Annotated in this window: 14 protein-coding genes; 11 read left to right on the plus strand and 3 right to left on the minus strand. The window is 64.9% G+C overall.

Features of this window, described 5'->3' with window-relative positions; translation table 11 throughout:
- Positions 1–47: 47 nt before the first annotated feature.
- Complete coding sequence (gene kup, locus AC3WG5_RS07120; RefSeq protein WP_492568257.1) at positions 48–1,913, minus strand: low affinity potassium transporter Kup; 1,866 nt, start codon at positions 1,911–1,913, stop codon at positions 48–50.
- A gap of 287 nt (positions 1,914–2,200) precedes the next feature.
- Between kup and AC3WG5_RS07125 the strand changes: the two genes are divergently transcribed.
- From AC3WG5_RS07125 to guaD, 3 genes are all read left to right on the plus strand, one after another.
- The gene (locus AC3WG5_RS07125) at positions 2,201–3,916 is read left to right on the plus strand and encodes a proline--tRNA ligase (protein ID WP_492568258.1); all 1,716 of its coding nucleotides are present in this window, start codon (positions 2,201–2,203) and stop codon (positions 3,914–3,916) included.
- The gene (locus tag AC3WG5_RS07130; protein ID WP_492568259.1) at positions 3,916–4,659 is read left to right on the plus strand and encodes a lytic transglycosylase domain-containing protein; all 744 of its coding nucleotides are present in this window, start codon (positions 3,916–3,918) and stop codon (positions 4,657–4,659) included. Before AC3WG5_RS07125 ends, AC3WG5_RS07130 begins: the two co-directional genes overlap by 1 nt.
- A 100-nt stretch (positions 4,660–4,759) precedes the next feature.
- Positions 4,760–6,076 (plus strand): guanine deaminase, encoded by a 1,317-nt coding sequence (gene guaD, locus AC3WG5_RS07135; protein ID WP_482583898.1) that lies wholly within the window; start codon positions 4,760–4,762, stop codon positions 6,074–6,076.
- Between the two features lie 104 nt (positions 6,077–6,180).
- On the opposite strand, the gene AC3WG5_RS07140 is transcribed toward guaD, so the two are convergent.
- Positions 6,181–6,696 carry an RDD family protein gene (locus AC3WG5_RS07140; RefSeq protein ID WP_492568260.1) on the minus strand — a complete coding sequence of 172 codons (516 nt, stop codon included), beginning with the start codon at positions 6,694–6,696 and terminating at the stop codon, positions 6,181–6,183.
- A gap of 230 nt (positions 6,697–6,926) precedes the next feature.
- On the opposite strand from AC3WG5_RS07140, the gene ilvB reads away from it, so the two are divergent.
- The 3 genes from ilvB to ilvC are packed head-to-tail and all read left to right on the plus strand — an operon-like array spanning position 6,927 to position 10,267.
- A complete protein-coding gene (gene ilvB, locus AC3WG5_RS07145; protein ID WP_492568261.1) occupies positions 6,927–8,687 on the plus strand; it encodes a biosynthetic-type acetolactate synthase large subunit in 1,761 nt (586 codons plus the stop codon).
- Between the two features lie 15 nt (positions 8,688–8,702).
- Positions 8,703–9,194: an acetolactate synthase small subunit gene (ilvN, locus tag AC3WG5_RS07150; RefSeq protein ID WP_008952097.1), complete on the plus strand. Its 492-nt coding sequence runs from the start codon at positions 8,703–8,705 to the stop codon at positions 9,192–9,194.
- A 56-nt stretch (positions 9,195–9,250) separates the two neighbouring features.
- Entirely contained in the window at positions 9,251–10,267 is a 1,017-nt protein-coding gene (ilvC, locus tag AC3WG5_RS07155) for a ketol-acid reductoisomerase (RefSeq protein ID WP_014088644.1), read from the plus strand.
- Between the two features lie 267 nt (positions 10,268–10,534).
- On the opposite strand, the gene asd is transcribed toward ilvC, so the two are convergent.
- Positions 10,535–11,374, minus strand: a complete 840-nt coding sequence (asd, locus tag AC3WG5_RS07160; protein ID WP_492568262.1) for an archaetidylserine decarboxylase — start codon at positions 11,372–11,374, stop codon at positions 10,535–10,537.
- A 352-nt stretch (positions 11,375–11,726) separates the two neighbouring features.
- Here asd and pssA point away from each other — a divergent pair, with 352 nt between their 5' ends.
- From pssA to ctaD, 5 genes are all read left to right on the plus strand, one after another.
- Complete coding sequence (pssA, locus tag AC3WG5_RS07165; RefSeq protein WP_008952100.1) at positions 11,727–12,506, plus strand: CDP-diacylglycerol--serine O-phosphatidyltransferase; 780 nt, start codon at positions 11,727–11,729, stop codon at positions 12,504–12,506.
- A 222-nt stretch (positions 12,507–12,728) separates the two neighbouring features.
- Positions 12,729–14,522 (plus strand): 2-isopropylmalate synthase, encoded by a 1,794-nt coding sequence (locus AC3WG5_RS07170; protein WP_482583901.1) that lies wholly within the window; start codon positions 12,729–12,731, stop codon positions 14,520–14,522.
- Between the two features lie 141 nt (positions 14,523–14,663).
- Positions 14,664–15,287, plus strand: coding sequence for a dethiobiotin synthase (bioD, locus tag AC3WG5_RS07175; protein WP_492568263.1), 624 nt, complete (start codon positions 14,664–14,666; stop codon positions 15,285–15,287).
- A 221-nt stretch (positions 15,288–15,508) separates the two neighbouring features.
- Entirely contained in the window at positions 15,509–16,624 is a 1,116-nt protein-coding gene (gene coxB, locus AC3WG5_RS07180; RefSeq protein WP_008952103.1) for a cytochrome c oxidase subunit II, read from the plus strand.
- Between the two features lie 43 nt (positions 16,625–16,667).
- Positions 16,668–18,296, plus strand: a complete 1,629-nt coding sequence (gene ctaD / locus AC3WG5_RS07185; RefSeq protein WP_492568264.1) for a cytochrome c oxidase subunit I — start codon at positions 16,668–16,670, stop codon at positions 18,294–18,296.
- Positions 18,297–18,302: the final 6 nt, after the last annotated feature.

An 18,302-nucleotide genomic window follows, 5' to 3' on the forward strand; every position in this document is an offset into this window, starting at 1 on the left:
AAAACGGCCGCTGAGCGGCCGTTTTGTGTGTTCGGAGAGGAGGGGCACTACAGCTCGATCTGCGCACCCAGCTCCACCACGCGGTTGGTCGGGATGTGGAAGAAGTCGGTCGCCCTCAGCGCGTTCTTGCTCATCCACACGAACAGCTGCTCGCGCCAGCGCGCCATGCCGGGGCGCGCGGTGGAAAGCAGCGTCTCGCGCGACAGGAAGAACGAGGTGTCCATCACCTCGAATTCCAGGCCCTGCCGGGCGCACAGGTCGAGGATTTCCTGCACGTTCGGCGTCTCCTGGAAGCCGTAGAACGCCTCGACCTGCCAGAACGAATTGGACAGGCGGGTGATGCGTACCCGCTCCGCCGGTGCCACGTAGGGCACGTCCTCGCCTTGCATCGTCAGCAACACGATGCGTTCATGCAGCACCTTGTTGTGTTTCAGGTTGTGCAGCAGGGCGTGAGGGACGCCCTGCAGCGTGCTGGTCAGGAACACCGCGGTGCCCTGCACCCGGCTGGGCGGGAACGACTCCATGTTCTCGACGAAGCTGTCGAGCGGGATGGCGTGTTCGGTCAGTCGCTCGACCAGGATCTCGCGGCCGCGCTTCCAGGTTGCCATCAGCGTGAAGACCGCGAGCCCGATCAACAGCGGCAGCCAGCCGCCGGAGAACAGCTTGAGCGCGTTGGCGCTGAAGAAGCCGGTGTCGATCACCAGGAAGAATGAGGTCACCGCCAGCGCCAGCGGCTGCGGCCAGCCCCAGTTGGCGCGCGCCACGATATAGGCCAGCAGCGTGGTGATCAGCATGGTGCCGGTCACCGCGATGCCGTAAGCGGCGGCCAGGTTGCCGGACGACTTGAACGCCAGCACCACCACCATCACGGCGACCAGCAGCCCCCAGTTCACGAACGGCATATAGATCTGGCCGATCTCCTTGGCCGAGGTATGCAGGATGCCCATGCGCGGGCAGTAGCCCAGCTGGATCGCCTGGCGCGTCAGCGAGTAGGCGCCGGAGATCACCGCCTGCGAGGCGATCACGGTGGCCAGCGTGGCGAGGATGATCAGCGGCATCAGCGCCCAGGACGGCGCCAGCAGGTAGAACGGGTTGCGGATCGCCGACGGGTCCGTCATCAGCAGGGCGCCCTGGCCGAAGTAGTTGAGCAGCAGTGCCGGCAGCACCAGGTTGAACCAGGCCAGGCGGATCGGCTTCTTGCCGAAATGCCCCATGTCGGCGTACAGCGCCTCGGCCCCGGTCAGCGCCAGCACCACCGCGCCCAGCGCCAGGAAGGCGTCGTGACCGTGTTTGACCAGGAAGTCGAAGGCATACAGGGGGTTGAGCGCGGCCAGTACCTGGGGCGTCGCGACGATCTGCATCAGCCCCAGCACGCCCAGCGTACCGAACCACAGCAGCATGACCGGTCCGAACAGCATGCCGACGCTGGCGGTGCCGAAGCGCTGGATCAGGAACAGCGCCATCAGCACCACGATCGACATCGGCAGCACGTAGGCTTCCAGCTCCGGCTTGATCACTTCCAGCCCTTCGGCGGCGGACAGCACTGAAATTGCCGGGGTGATGATGGCATCGCCGTAGAACAGCGCGGCGCCGAACAGCCCGAGCACCACGACCAGGCCGCGCCGCTTGCCCGAGGCGGCCTGGCGGGCCAGCGCCATCAGCGACATGATACCGCCCTCGCCGCGGTTGTCGGCCTTGAGAATGAAGATCACGTACTTGAGCGTCACCACGAACAGCAGCGACCAGAAAATCATCGACAGGATGCCGAGCACGTTGCCCGGGGTAACCGGCAAGCCGTGGCCGGCAAAACATTCTTTAAGGGTATAGAGCGGGCTAGTGCCGATGTCGCCGTACACCACGCCCAGAGCGGCGAGTGTGATGCCCGCCAGCGCCTGCTTGCTGTGTGCTTGCATAATGGTCTGTTTTTTTGCCGTTTTTATGGCAGCAAGCCGTGTTGCGCGGAAGGTTGCTGCAGTGCGGTAGATGGTCAACGAGCGCGAAGCTTACTCCTGTGCCGTGACAGTGCAAAGAGCAGGCCGGTAATTGTCCCGGCATGTCGGGGATTCTGTCGGGAGCCTGCCACAGGCCGGGAAACGGCGCCAGGGCCGGCGGCGCTCGGGAGCGGCGCGCCGCTTCCCCCCGGGCGGCGCAAACCGCTACAATCAATGCCATTTATCGGAATTTCCAAGGACATCCCGCCATGCGCGCCTCGCAGTTTTTCATCTCCACCCTGAAAGAAGCTCCCGCCGACGCCGACATCGTCAGCCAGAAACTGATGCTGCGCGCCGGCTTCATCCGCAAGGCCGCCGCCGGCATCTACTCGTGGATGCCGATGGGGCTCAAGAGCCTGCGCAAGGTGGAAGCGATCGTGCGCGAGGAAATGAACCGCGCCGGCGCCATCGAGGTGATCATGCCGATAGTGCAGCCGGCCGGGCTGTGGCAGGAAACCGGGCGCTGGGACACCATGGGCGAGGAAATGCTGCGCTTCAAGGACCGCCACGAGCGCGACTTCGTGATCCAGCCGACCTCCGAGGAAGTCGTCACCGACCTGATCCGCGGCGATCTGAAGAGCTACCGCGCGTTGCCGAAGAATTTCTACCAGATCCAGACCAAGTTCCGCGACGAGCGCCGCCCGCGTTTCGGCGTGATGCGCGGCCGTGAGTTCACCATGAAGGACGCCTACTCCTTCGACCGCAGCGCCGACGCCGCCGGCGTCAGCTACGACAACATGTACGCCGCCTACTGCAAGATCTTCGACCGCATCGGCCTGACCTACCGCGCGGTGGCGGCCGACACCGGCGCCATCGGCGGCGACCGCTCGCACGAATTCCAGGTGATCGCCGCCACCGGCGAAGACGCCATCATCTACTGCCCGGACTCCGACTACGCCGCCAACATCGAGTTGGCCGAAGCCGTGGCCCCGGCCGGCGAGCGTCCGGCGCCCGGCGCCGCCATGGAAAAGGTGTACACGCCGAAGGTCAAGACCATCGCCGACCTGGTGGACTTCCTCAAGGCCGACATCAAACAGACCGTCAAGGCCATCGTGGTGGACGGCGACGGCGAAGACGGCCAGCCGGTGCTGCTGTTGGTGCGCGGCGACCACGAACTGAACGAGGTCAAGGCCGGCAAGCTGGATGGGGTGAAGAGCCCGCTCACCTTCGCCAGCCCGGACGCCATCCGAGCCTCCTTCGGTGCCAACCCGGGTTCGCTCGGTCCGGTCAACTTCCCGGGCAAGGTCTACGCCGACCGCACCGTGGCCAAGATGGCCGACATGATCACCGGCGCCAACGAGGACGACCAGCACTTCACCGGCGTCAACTTCGGCCGCGACTGCCCGGAACCGATCGTCGCCGACATCCGCAACGTGGTGGCCGGCGACCCGAGCCCGGACGGCAAGGGCGTGCTGGCCATCGAGCGCGGCATCGAGGTCGGCCACGTGTTCTACCTCGGCACCAAGTACTCCCAGGCGATGAACGCCACCTTCCTCGATGAAGACGGCAAGCCCAAGTTCTTCGAGATGGGTTGTTACGGCATCGGCGTGACCCGCATCCTGGGCGCCGCCATCGAGCAGAACTTCGACGCCAAGGGCATCATCTGGCCGGACGCCATCGCCCCGTTCACCGTGGTGCTGTGCCCGGTCGGCTACGACCGCTCGGCCGAGGTCAAGGCCGCCGCCGACCAGCTCTACGGCGAGCTGGTCGCCAACGGCGTGGACGTCATCCTCGACGACCGTGGCGAGCGCCCGGGCGCGATGTTCGCCGACTGGGAGCTGATCGGCGTGCCGCACCGCGTCACCATCGGCGACCGCGGCCTGAAGGAAGGCAAGGTGGAATACCAGCACCGCCGCGACAGCGAAGCCACTGGCATGGCCGTCGATGCTATTCTGGAGCATGTGCTAGCCAAACTGGGTAAGTGATGCCTGCTGCCGCTCGTTCCGCCGTCTCGCCTTGCCGGCCGCGCCGTACGACGCTGAGTCGCCCGTTCGGCGCGCTCGCTCGTCGGCTGAGACAAGGGGCGTGGCGCGAGGGACGGGCGGTTCTCCTGGCGCTGGCCCTGTGCGCGGCGGTGCCGGCCTGGGCCGGCGCGCAGCGCGAGGAAGCGTTGTCGGCCAACGTGGCCTCGGCAATGCGTCGCTCGGTGAACGACGCCAATGCGCCCCGGCTGGTGTTCGACGACGCCCGCGAAGGCCAGGCCTGGCTCGCCGAGATGTCGCGCCGCCTGGAAAAACGCATCCCCGATGCCTGGATGCGCCAGCGTCTGCTCACCGCCATTCAGTACGAGGCCAGCCGCGCCGGCCTCGACCCGCAGTTGGTGCTGGGGCTGATCCAGGTCGAGAGCGGCTTCAAGAAGTACGCCATCTCCGGCGCCGGTGCGCGCGGGCTGATGCAGGTGATGCCGTTCTGGGTGCGCCACATCGGCAACAGCGAGCACAACCTGTTCGAGCTCACCACCAACCTGCGCTACGGCTGCACCATCCTGCGCCACTACCTCGACCTGGAGCGGGGCAACCTGTTCCGCGCGCTGGGACGTTACAACGGCAGCCTCGGCCGGCCGGAGTACCCCAACCTGGTGCTGGGCGCCTGGCGCGCCCATTGGCAGTGGCAGCCGCCGGCGGCGCTGCGCACCGCCCGGCTGGAGTCGGGCGCCACCCAGGACTGAGTCGTCTTCCCGCACGCCACCGCCCGGTGGCGTTTTTCATGGGCGCCTGCCGACGCGAACTGCCATGATGAAGCACGGACGATGTTCTAAGGAGCCCGGCATGAAAACCGCCATACGGGGGGCGCTGCTCACCTTCCGCCGCGATCCGCTGCTGGCCGGCGTCGAGGCCGGCATGTACTACGAGTCGGACGGCGTGGTGGTGATCGAGGCGGGCAGCGTCGCCGCCGTCGGGCCGGCGCCGACGCTGCTGCCCGCGCTCGGCGCCGACGTCGCCGTGACCCACTACCCGGACCACCTGATCCTGCCCGGTTTCATCGATTGCCACGTGCACTATCCGCAGACCGAGATGATCGCCGCCTACGGCGAGCAGCTGATCGACTGGCTCAACCACTACACCTTCGTCACCGAGCAGGCGTTCGCCGACAAGTCGCACGCCACCGAGGTGGCCGAGGTGTTTCTCGCCGAGCAGCTGCGCCACGGCGTGACCAGCTCGGCGGTGTTCTGCACCGTCCACCCGGACTCCGTCGACGCCCTGTTCGAGGCGGCCGAGCGGCGCCAGATGCGGCTGCTGGCCGGCAAGGTCTGCATGGACCAGTACGCCCCGGCCGAACTGCTCGACAACGCCGAGCGCGCCTACGCCGAGTCCAAGGCGCTGATCGAACGCTGGCACCGCCGCGGCCGCGCCGAGTACGCCATCACCCCGCGCTTCGCGCCGACCTCGTCGGTGGCGCAGTTGGAGGCGCTGGGGGCGCTGGCGGCGGAATACCCCGACATGGCGATCCAGTCGCACCTGGCGGAGACGCCGGGCGAGATCGCCTGGGTCAAGTCGCTGCACCCGGACTCCCCGCACTACACCGCGGTCTACCAGCGTTACGGCCTGTTGCGGCCACGCGCCGTGTACGGTCACGGCGTCCATCTGCAGGAAGAGGAACTGCAGCTGCTTTACGACAGCGGCGCCAGCCTGGCGCATTGCCCCAGCTCCAATGCCTTTCTTGGCTCCGGCAGCTTCGACCTGCGCCGCGCCCGCGCGGTGCCGCGCCCGGTGCGGGTCGGACTGGCCACTGACCTGGGCGCCGGTACCAGCTTCTCGATGCTGCAGACCATGCGCTCGGCCTACGAGGCGGCGCAGACGCACGGTGTCGCGCTGTCGGCGCCGCAGGCGTTCTACCTCGCCACGCGCGGCAGTGCCGAGGCGCTCGGCATCGCGGACAAGGTGGGGTCGATCGAGGTCGGACTGGAGGCCGACCTGGTGGTACTCAACCTGCGTTCCACCCCGCTGATCGACTTTCGCATGCGCTACGTCCGGGACATCGAGGAGGCGCTGTTCGTGCAGATGATCCTGGGCGACGACCGCGCCGTCGCCGCCACCTATGTAGCGGGCCGGCTACTGCAGCCCGACGCCGGCTTGGCGGGGTGAGGAAACGAAAACGCTTCGGCCAACCTTCAAAGGTTGGCCGAAGCGTTTTGTCCTGGCCCCGCCCGCACCCTGGCGTCGTGAGGCGGGGCCGGTCTTGCCCGGCGCTACGCCTTCTGGCGCGGCGGCAGCAGAATCTGGCGTGTGCCGGCCAGCTGGTCGTGCAGGAATTGGCGCTCCTTGTCGTGGAACGCCGCCAGGAACGGAATCAGCCACCACAGCAGCGGTAGCCAGCGCGCCTCGGGCGTGTGGCCGAGGGCGCGTTCCCAGCCCAGGTAGCTCAACAGCGGCAGACCGACGAACAGCGCCAGCGCCACCAGGTAGCGCCCCAGCGCCTGCGGCCAGCCCACGCTTCCGCCGTCGCGCCCCACCAGCTTGATGCGCCAGGTCTTCATCGCCACCGTCTGGCCGCGCCGCACCCAAGACAGGCCGAAATAACCGAACAGCGCCGCCGCCAGGAACAGGCGGAACAGCTGCTCGAGCCAGAACGAGGCGCCGAGCCAGGCCTTGAGCGGGGTGAACAGTGCCGAGGCGAGCAGCAGCACCGCCAGCATCAGCAACAGTTCGTACAGCAAGCAACACAGGCGACGGGTCAAGCCGGGGGTGGTCAGGGAAGATGTCATGCCGAAAACGGGAATGGTTGGTCGGGGCAAGTGCGCGCGATCATTCCGCACGCTGTCAGAACGCCATGGTAGCAGAGCCCGATGGAGGCGGATACCCGCCCCCGGGGGCGCCTTAACCATTGGATTTGCGTGGATTTTGCATGTGCACAAAAGCCCTTGACCGGTCTTTCCAAGATACGCTAAGGTCAGAGGCTATAACGGGACAAAACCACCACATAAAAGAGGCAACGATGCAGATTTCGGGCGCGGAGATCGTAGTCCGCTGCCTGCAGGAAGAAGGAGTCGAGTTCGTTTTCGGCTACCCCGGCGGCGCGGTACTAGAAATTTATGATGCCATCTTCAAGCAGAGCCAGTTCAAGCATGTTCTGGTGCGGCACGAGCAGGCAGCGGTGCATGCCGCCGACGCCTACTCGCGTTCCAGCGACAAGGTCGGCGTGGCACTGGTCACTTCCGGTCCGGGCGCGACCAATGCCGTGACCGGCATTGCCACCGCCTATATGGACTCGATTCCGATGGTCGTGTTGTCTGGCCAGGTGCCGACGCCGGCCATCGGTCTGGATGCCTTCCAGGAAGTCGACATGGTCGGCATTACCCGGCCGTGCGTGAAGCACAACTTCCTGGTCAAGGACATCAACGAGCTGGCGGAAACCATCAAGAAGGCGTTCTACATCGCCAAGACCGGTCGCCCCGGTCCGGTGGTGGTCGACATCCCCAAGGATGTGACGCAGAAGCTGGCCGAGTTCCACTATCCGGAAAGCGTCAGCATCCGCTCCTACGTGCCGGTGCTGCGCGGCCATCCGGGCCAGATCCGCAAGGCCGTCAACCTGCTCCTGGAAGCCAAGCGCCCCTACGTCTACGTCGGCGGCGGCGCGGTGCAGGGCGGGGCGGAGCAGGAAGTCACCGAACTGGTGCGCTCGCTCGGGCTGCCGTGTACCAACACCCTGATGGGCCTGGGCGCCTATCCGGGCAGCGATCCGCAGTTCCTCGGCATGCTCGGCATGCACGGCACCTACGAAGCCAACATGGCAATGCAGAACTGTGACGTGCTGATTGCCGTGGGTGCCCGCTTCGATGACCGCGTGATCAGCGTGCCGTCGCACTTCCTGTCCAAGCCGAAGAAGATCGTCCACATCGACGTCGATCCGTCTTCCATCGCCAAGCGCGTCAAGGTCGACGTGCCTATCGTCGGCGACGTCAAGTACGTGCTGCGCGACATGCTCGACCAGCTCAAGGAAAGCGGCAAGAAGCCCGATCCGGCTGCGCTGGCGGCGTGGTGGAAGCAGATCGAGGAATGGCGCGCGCCCAATTCGCTGCTGTATGCTCCCTCCAACGAGCTGATCAAGCCGCAATACGTGGTGGAAAAGCTGTACGAAATCACCGGCGGCGATGCCATCATCACCTCCGACGTCGGCCAGCACCAGATGTGGGCGGCGCAGTACTACAAGTTCGACCGGCCCAAGCAGTGGCTCAACTCCGGTGGCCTCGGCACCATGGGCTTCGGCCTGCCGGCCGCCATCGGCGCCCAGCTGGCCAACCCGGACAAGGCCGTCGCCTGCATCACCGGGGAGGGCTCGATCCAAATGAACATCCAGGAGCTGTCCACCGCCAAGCAGTACCACACCCCGGTCAAGGTCGTCAGCCTGAACAACCGTTACCTGGGCATGGTGCGTCAGTGGCAGGAGTTCTTCTATGGTACGCGCTACTCCGAGTCGTACATGGACGCGCTGCCGGATTTCGTCAAGATCGCCGAGGCCTACGGCCACGTCGGCTTCAAGATCGAGAATCCGGCCGACGTCGAGCCGGTGCTGCGCGAAGCCTTCAGCCCGGCGCTGAAGGAACGCCTGGTGTTCTTGGATTTCCGTACCGATCAGTCGGAAAACGTGTTCCCGATGATAGGCAACGGCAAAGGTCTGGACGAAATGGATCTGCCGCCGCATATGAGGAAAACCGACGAGCCGGATGCCGAACGCGACTACGGCAACCTGTGCTGATTGAAGGGCGGACAAATGCGACATATTCTTTCCATTCTTCTGGAGAATGAAGCGGGGGCTCTTTCCCGCGTAGTGGGCCTGTTTTCGGCCCGGGCGTACAATATCGACTCCCTGACGGTGTCCACGACCGAGGACCGGACACTGTCGCGCATGACGATCGTCACGCACGGCTCCGACGACGTTATCGAGCAGATCACCAAGCAGCTCAACAAGCTGATCGAGGTGGTCAAGGTGATAGACCTCAACGAATCCGAGCACATCGAACGGGAGATGATGCTGATCAAGGTGCGCGCTACCGGCAAAGACCGGGAAGAAATGAAGCGCATGGCGGATATCTTCCGCGGTCGCATCATTGACGTGACGGAAAAGACTTACACCATCGAGCTGACTGGTACGAGCGACAAGCTGAATGCCTTTATCGAGGCGATCGACCGCACAGTGATCCTGGAGACGGTTCGTACTGGCGCATCCGGCATTGGCCGCGGTGAGCGGGTTCTGAAAATCTGATAAATCGATCAATACGGACGGAGTCATCTCCGTCCGGCTGAAGGGAAAGACAAAAAATGAAAGTGTTTTACGACAAGGACGCCGATCTGTCGATCATCAAGGGCCTGCAGGTGACCATCGTCGGCTACGGCTCGCAAGGCCACGCTCACGCCCAGAACCTGAAGGACTCCGGTGTCAACGTCACCGTGGCCCTGCGCAAGGACGGCGCTTCCTGGAACAAAGCCGTTGCTGCCGGTCATCAGGTGAAGGAAGTTGCCGAGGCAGTGAAGGAAGCCGACGTCGTCATGATCCTGCTGCCGGACGAGTCGCAGCCGGACGTGTACCGCAAGGACATCGAGCCGAACCTGAAGCAAGGCGCGGTACTGGCCTTCGCCCACGGCTTCAACGTGCACTACAACCAGATCGTGCCGCGCGCCGACCTGGACGTGGTCATGGTTGCCCCGAAAGGCCCGGGCCACACCGTGCGCTCCGAGTACGTCAAGGGCGGCGGCGTGCCGACCCTGATCGCCGTGTACCAGGACAAGTCCGGCAAGGCCCGCGACATCGCCCTGTCCTACGCTGCGGCCAACGGCGGCACCAAGGGTGGCGTGATCGAAACCAACTTCCGCGAAGAAACCGAAACCGACCTGTTCGGTGAACAGGCTGTGCTGTGCGGTGGCGCGGTTGAACTGGTGAAAGCCGGTTTCGAAACCCTGGTGGAAGCCGGTTACGCTCCGGAAATGGCCTACTTCGAGTGCCTGCACGAGTTGAAGCTGATCGTCGACCTGATGTACGAAGGCGGCATCGCCAACATGAACTACTCCATCTCCAACAACGCGGAGTATGGCGAGTACGTGACCGGTCCGGAAGTGGTGACCTCCGCCACCAAGGAAGCGATGAAAAAAGCGCTGTACCGCATCCAGTCGGGTGAATACGCCAAGATGTTCATCCTGGAAGGCAAGACCAACTACCCGAGCATGACCGCTCGCCGTCGCCTGAACGCCGTGCATCCGATCGAGACCGTTGGTGCCGAACTGCGTGCAATGATGCCGTGGATCGCCAAGAACAAACTGGTGGACCAGTCCAAGAACTGATTGACGTGCAGTTTGGCTAGTGAGGCCGGGGTTTCCCCGGCCTTTTTTCTTGCCCGGAAGCCGAGCAGTGCCTTCGGTGCGGGCGCGTTGCAGCGAGGTGCGACCGGGCGTGAGTGATGAGGGGAACTGCAGGTGGGATGCTGCGCTTGCTCTGGCCGGCAAGCCCGTGTTGAGCGTGGCAGGAGAGGGGGCGAGCGCGGGGGGGGGGGGGGGGGCGCCGCTGCCGCCTGGTCAGGAAGTATCGTCGGTCGGTTCGTTCGCCAGCACTCAGTCGGCCATGGCCTCGCCCATGCGCACCGCGCGGCCGGGTGCCCAGTCGGCGTTGAACTGCAGCGGTCCCTGCGGGAACAGCAGCACCACGGTGGAGCCGAGCAGGAAGCGTCCCATCTCCTCGCCCTGTTTCAGGGTGATGTCCTGGTCGCGGTAGTCCCAGTGGCGCACGTCGGCGCTACGTGGCGGGTTGATCACGCCGTGCCACACCGTGGCCATGCTGCCGACGATGGTGGCGCCGACCAGCACCAGCGCGAACGGGCCGTGCGGCGAGTCGAAATGGCACACCACGCGCTCATTACGCGCGAACAGCGCGTCGACGCCGCGCGCGGTGGCCGGGTTGACCGAATACAGCTCGCCCGGTACGTAGCTCATCGACAGCAGGCGGCCATCGCACGGCATGTGGATGCGGTGGTAGTCGCGCGGGCTGAGGTAGATGGTGGCGAACAGGCCGTCGTCGAACTGGCGCGCCAGCGCCGCGTCGCCGGCGAGCAGGGCGGTGCTGCTGAAGGATTTGCCCTTGGCCTGGAAGATCTGGTCGCGCTCGATGTGGCCGAACTGGCTGATGGCGCCATCCACCGGGCAGACCAGCCGCGTCGCCGCCTGCGGGCGCACGCCGGGCTGCAAGGCGCGGGTAAAGAAATCATTGAAGCTGGCGTAGGCACCGGGTTGGCGTGCTGCGGCTTCTGCCATGTTGACGTCGTAGCGGGCAATGAAGCGGCGTATCATCCACTGTGTCAGGGCGCCAGCGCGCTGGCGCGCGACGAAACCGAACAGGCGAGTGATCAGGAGCTTGGGCAGCAGGTGCTGCAGCAGGACGAAGAGGCGCTCTGACAAGGACGGGTTCCCAAAAGTTCGGTCAAAGCGGGAAAGTATAGCCTATTCGCCTGCCAGCCGCGCTGGCTGGACTGGCAAGGCTGACAAGGTGTTGCACGCCCGCCGCGCCGCTCGCGTTACAATAGCCGGCTAAGAACCGGTTAGCGCTCTTCGTGTGGTCCGCTGGAGCGGGTAAGGCGGGCATCTCTTTGCGCCTTGTCCGGTGCGGACGTGTCCTTGGCGGGGTCGGCCCTGGCTGTCATGCCGCCGGCCACGTGTCGGGCCGATGCCATCCATCAAAAGATCGTAAGCCGATTCGTTGATACCAACCGCAACGGTGCCTTGGTGCCGTTGTATTCTGCGGAAAGTGAAGATGCAGACTTCTGTCACACCCAGCCGGGAAAAGCCGACGCTCCGGCGCCAGGGCATTTACCTGTTGCCCAACCTGTTCACGCTGGCCGCGCTGTTCGCCGGTTTCTACGCCGTGGTGCAGGGCATGAACAAGAATTTCGAGTACGCCGCGATGGCGATCTTCATCGCCATGGTGCTGGACGGGCTGGACGGCCGCGTGGCGCGGCTGACGCACAGCCAGAGCGCCTTCGGCGCGGAGTTCGACAGCCTCTCCGACATGGTCAGCTTCGGCGTGGCGCCGGCCCTGGTGGCGTACGAGTGGATGTTACGCGGGCTGGGCAAGCTGGGCTGGATGGTGGCCTTTATCTATTGTGCCGGCGCCGCGCTGCGCCTGGCGCGCTTCAACACCATGATTGGCACCGCCGACAAGCGCTGGTTCACCGGTATTCCGAGCCCGGCGGCGGCGGCGCTGGTGGCCGGGCTGGTGTGGATCTGCCACGAGTACGGCTACAACGACCTGGCGATCCTGCCGTGGGTGGCGCTGGGCTTTACCGCCTTCGCCGGCATCTCCATGGTGACCAACGTCAAGTTCTGGAGCTTCAAGGAGATTCACCTGCGCCGCAAGGTGCCGTTCGTCGCCATGCTGGTGGTGGTGCTGGTGATCCTGCTCTTGGTGTCGAAGCCGCCGCTGGTGCTGTTCGGCTTCTTCGTCGGCTATGGCCTGTCCGGTTACGTGATGGCGCTGCTCGGCCTGTCGCGCAACAAGAGCGGGGGCAGTGGCGTGGCGTCTCCGGAGCAGTAAGCGGCCCATTGCGGGATACGGGGAAAAGGCGGCCTTGGCCGCCTTTTTTGCGTTCGTGGAGAGGCGTGGGCGGTTCACTGCCGAATCTGTTTGGACTAAATGTCTAATATTTGCTGATTGGACACATTGGAATGAGTTGCCTGTCGAAAAATTGGACGTTTTTGTTTGACATTGTGTCGTGCTGTCAGTATCGTGAAACCCATAACGCAGCAGGAGCTGGGCATGCAATTGGACATTGAGCGTCTGATCGCCAACTTTGGCGGACCGAGCGAGTTGGCTGAGGCGCTGAACGCGGCGTTTCCGGACGAACCGGTCTCCCGCGCGGCGATTTACAAGTGGCGCGAGCGCGGCAGTCTGCCGCTCGCCCAGTTGAACAAGCTGGCGCAACTGGCCGCCAGCCAGGGCAGAAGATTCGACTTCAACGACTATCTGAGCGGCACCGCGGTGGTGCCGGGACAAGGGAAGGGTTTCAACATGGGCGATCGTTTGTACATCTTCGACACCACCTTGCGCGACGGCGAGCAGAGCCCCGGCGCCTCGATGACCAAGGAAGAGAAAATCCGCATCGCCCGCCAGCTGGAACGCCTGGGCGTGGACGTGATCGAGGCTGGCTTCGCGGCGGCGAGCCCCGGTGACGCCGACGCCATCCACGCCATCGCCGAAGTGATCAAGGAGTCCACCGTCTGTTCGCTGGCGCGGGCCAACGAGCGCGACGTGCGCGCCGCCGGCGAGGCGATCAAGCCGGCCGCCAAGGGCCGCATCCACACCTTCATCGCCACCAGCCCGATCCACATGGAGAAGAAGCTGCGCATGACGCCGGACCAGGTGGTCGAGGCGGCGGTGAAGGCGGTCAAGATTGCCCGCGAGTATACCGACGACGTCGAATTCTCGGCCGAGGACGCGTTGCGTTCCGACATCGACTTCCTCGCCCGCATCTTCGGCGCGGTGATCGAGGCCGGCGCCACCACGCTGAACGTGCCGGATACCGTCGGTTACGCCGTGCCGCGTGTCACCGAGGCGTTCTTCCGCGAGCTGATCGCCAAGACCCCGGGTGGCGACAAGGTGATCTGGTCGGCGCACTGCCACAACGACCTGGGCATGGCGGTGGCCAACAGCCTGGCCGCGGTATTAGGCGGGGCGCGCCAGGTGGAGTGCACCATCAACGGTCTGGGCGAGCGCGCCGGCAACGCCGCGCTGGAAGAAATCGTGATGGCGGTGCGCACCCGCAAGGACATCTTTGCCGTCGATACCCGTGTCGATGCCACCCAGATCGTGCCGTCGTCCAAGCTGGTGTCGACCATCACCGGCTACCCGGTGCAGCCGAACAAGGCTATCGTCGGCGCCAACGCCTTCGCCCACGAGTCCGGCATCCACCAGGACGGCGTGCTGAAGCATCGCGAGACCTACGAAATCATGTCGGCGGAGAGCGTGGGCTGGTCCACCAACCGTCTGACCCTGGGCAAGCTGTCCGGTCGCAACGCCTTCAAGACCAAGCTGGCGGAGCTGGGTATCGTGTTGTCCAGCGAGGAGGCGCTCAACGCTGCCTTCGCCCGCTTCAAGGAACTGGCCGACAAGAAGCGCGAGATTTTCGACGAGGATCTGCAGGCGCTGGTGTCGGACGAGATGGTGGCGATCGACCAGGAAGAGTTCAAGTTCGTCTCGCTCAAGGTCAACACCGAGACCGGCGAACTGCCGCGGGCCGAGATCGTGTTCAACGAGCGCGGTGCCGAGCAGCGTGCCGTCAGCAGCGGTTCCGGCCCGGTGGACGCGGTGTTCAAGGCGATCGAGAGCGTGGCCAAGAGCGATTCCGAACTGGAGCTGTACTCGGTCAACGCCGTGACCAAGGGCACCGAGTCGCTGGGCGAGGTGACGGTGCGTCTGGCGCGCGATGGCCGCATCGTCAACGGCCAGGGTGCCGATACCGACGTGATCGTCGCCAGTGCCAAGGCTTATCTTTCCGCACTCAACAAGCTGGCCAGCAAGTTGGAGCGCGTTAATCCGCAAGGCGAGGTGTGACGTTACCGCGTCCCCACCATTTCTAGCCGCGAATCGGCAATCCTGATTGGCAGGCCGGGCGACCCTCACGAGGGGTCGCCCTTTGTCGTGTCCAGGGTGTGCCGATCGGCACGACGGCTACTTCTCGAACAAGGACTCAGCATGCAAGGCTATTTCGTCACCGGAACCGATACCGACATCGGCAAGACCCATGCCGCCGTCAAGCTGATCGAACGCTGGCGGGCCGAGGGCCAGCGCGTGCTGGCGATGAAGCCGGTGGCGTCGGGTTGCGAGGTGTTGCCGGACGGGCGCTGGAGCAACAGCGACGTCGAACGCCTGGTGGCCGCGACCGGCCAGACCGATCTCGAGCTGATGAACCCCTACCGTTTCCTGCCGCCGATTTCGCCGCATATCGCGGCACGCCAGGCCGGGGTGGATATCTCGCTCGAGGTGATCGGCGCGCACTACCGGCGTCTGGCCGAGTCGGCGGACGTGGTGCTGGTGGAGGGGGCGGGCGGCTGGCTGGCGCCGCTGACCGAGCGCTTGTTCATGAAGGACTTGGCGCAGGTGCTGCGGCTACCGGTGATCCTGGTGGTGGGGATGCGGCTGGGTTGCATCAACCATGCCTTGCTGACGGTGCGGGCGATCGAAGCCGCCGGCCTGCCGCTGGCCGGGTGGGTGGCCAACCGCGTGGTGCCGGAGCAGGCGGCGTACGTCGAGAACCTTGCCACGCTACAGGCGCACATCGCCGCGCCGCTGCTGCTGGAGATTCCCTACGAAGGCTGAGGGCGGGCGCCGTGCCGGCGCTTTGCCCGTATCAACAAGGCTTCGGCCAACCGTGAAAGGTTGGCCGAAGCCTTTTTCATGCCCTGCATATTGCAGTGCGTCATGACATGTTCTTGTTTTCCGGGTGCTTTTTCCTACTATCGATAATAGCCGGCGCGCGAAAAGGTCGGCATGTCTGCTTCGGTCCGACGTGGGCCGCCTAGGTATACAAGGGGGACGCGATGTCCGGCAAGCGTATCCTGCTGTCCATGTTGGGTGGGGTCGGTACCGTGTACGCTGCCGACTTCACCTTCCAGCCGCCGGTGACCCCGGTGGCGCGCCAGATCTACGACCTGCACAGCCTGCTGCTGCTGATCACGGTCACCATCTTCATCGTGGTATTCGGCGTGATGTTCTACGCCATCTTGCGCCACCGCAAATCGCTCGGGCACCGGGCCCGGCCGTTCCATGAAAACACCACCGTCGAAATCATCTGGACCGTGATCCCGTTCCTGATCCTGGTCGGCATGGCGTGGCCGGCCACCAAGGCGGTGCTGGCGCAAAAGAGCACGCGCGCCGAGGACATGACCATCAAGATCACCGGCTACCAGTGGAAGTGGCGCTACGACTACCTGGACGACGGTGTCGGTTTCGTCAGCCATCTGGCGACGCCGACCGAGGCGCTGCACAGTGCTTCGGCCAAGGGCACGCATTACCTGCTGGAGGTGGACGAGCCGCTGGTGGTGCCGACCGGCAAGAAGGTACGGCTCCTGCTCACCGCCAACGACGTGATCCACTCCTGGTGGGTGCCGTCGCTGGGGGTGAAGCAGGATGCCATTCCCGGCTTCGTGCGCGACGCCTGGTTCCTGGTCGACAAGCCGGGGGTGTACCGCGGGCAGTGCGCCGAGCTGTGCGGCAAGGACCATGGTTTCATGCCGATCGTGGTCGACGCCCGGACGCCGGAGGATTACGCCGTGTGGCTCGCCGCCAGGAAGAAGCTGGCGGCCGCCAGTGCCGACGACCCCAACAAGGTGTGGGCGCTGGCCGACCTCAAGGCGCGCGGCGAGAAAGTGTTTCAGCAGAACTGCGTGGCCTGCCACCAGGCCAACGGCAAGGGGATTCCGGGCGCGTTCCCGGCGCTGGACGGCTCCCCCATCGCCACCAAGGACAAGCCGGCTCATATCGACATCGTGCTCAACGGCAGCAAGCGCAACCCGGCGATGGCCGCCTGGGGCAAGCAGCTGTCGGACACCGACATCGCGGCGGTGATCACCTACGAGCGCAATGCCTGGGGCAACCATACCGGCGATGTGGTGCAGCCCAAGGACATCAAGGCGGCGCGCGGTGGCAAGGCATAAAGCCCGCCCTGACCGCGACGGCAGGGGAATCAGGAGGACGAGCATGGCGATCAGCACCACGGCGGGACACGCTCCCCACGCACACGGCAAGCCGACCGGCCTTTGGCGCTGGCTGGCGGCCACCAACCACAAGGACATCGGCTCGATGTACCTGTGGTTCTCGTTCACCATGTTCCTGTCGGGCGGGGTGATGGCCTTGTGCATCCGCGCCGAGCTGTTCCAGCCGGGGCTGCAATTCTTCCAGCCGGAGCTGTTCAATCAGCTCACCACGCTGCACGGCCTGGTGATGGTGTTCGGTGCCATCATGCCGGCCTTCACCGGGCTCGCCAACTGGCTGCTGCCGCTGATGATCGGCGCGCCGGACATGGCGTTTGCGCGCATGAACAACTGGAGTTTCTGGCTGCTGCCGCCGGCGGCGGCGCTGCTGCTGATTTCCTTCTTCGTGCCCGGTGGCGCCGCCGCCGCCGGCTGGACGCTGTACGCGCCGCTGGCCACGCAGATGGGCATGGGCATGGACCTGACCATCTTCGCCATCCACATCCTCGGCGTGAGCTCGATCATGGGCTCGATCAACATCATCGTCACCATCCTCAACCTGCGCGCGCCGGGCATGACGATGATGAAGATGCCGATGTTCGCCTGGGCGTCGCTGATCACCGCCTACCTGATCATCGCGGTGATGCCGGTACTCGCCGGGGTGGTGACCATGGTGCTGACCGACCGCCACTTCGGCACCCATTTCTTCAACGCCGCCGGCGGCGGCGACCCGGTGATGTACCAGCACATCTTCTGGTTCTTCGGCCATCCCGAGGTGTACATCATGGCGCTGCCGGCGTTCGGCATCGTCAGCCACATCATCCCGACCTTCAGCCGCAAGCCGCTGTTCGGCTACACCTCGATGGTGTACGCCACCAGCTCCATCGCCGTGCTGTCGTTCATGGTGTGGGCGCACCACATGTTCACCACCGGCATGCCGGCCACTGCCCAGCTGTTCTTCATGTACGCCACCATGCTGATCGCGGTGCCGACCGGGGTGAAGGTGTTCAACTGGATCGGCACCATGTGGCAGGGGTCGATGAGTTTCGAGACGCCGATGCTGTTCGCGGTCGGTTTCGTCTGTCTGTTCACCATCGGCGGCCTGTCCGGCGTGACCCTGTCGGTGGCCGCGGTGGATATCCAGTTGCAGGATACCTATTACGTGGTGGCGCACTTCCATTACGTGCTGGTGGCGGGCGCCCTGTTCAGCCTGTTCGCGGCGATCTATTACTGGTTTCCGAAAATGACCGGCAAGATGTACTCGGAACCGCTCGGCAAGCTCCACTTCTGGTGGTCGATGGTCTGGTTCAACGTCACCTTCTTCCCGATGCACTTCCTTGGCCTGGCCGGCATGCCGCGGCGCATTCCCGATTACGCGCTGCAGTTCACCGATTTCAACCGCATCGCCTCGATCGGCGCCTTCTGCTTCGGCCTGGGGCAATTGATTTTCCTCTACAACATGCTGCGCTCGATCCGGCACGGCCAGGCGGCGCCGCACAAGCCGTGGGAGGGGGCCGAGACGCTGGAGTGGCAGATTCCAACGCCGGCGCCTTACCACAGCTTCGTCGAGGCGCCGCACGTGGAGGCGGGCGATAATGGGGTGATTCATTCCATGACGGGGGGCGCTCATCACTGAGCGGGA

Source organism: Pseudogulbenkiania sp. FW507-F1 (assembly GCF_058781125.1).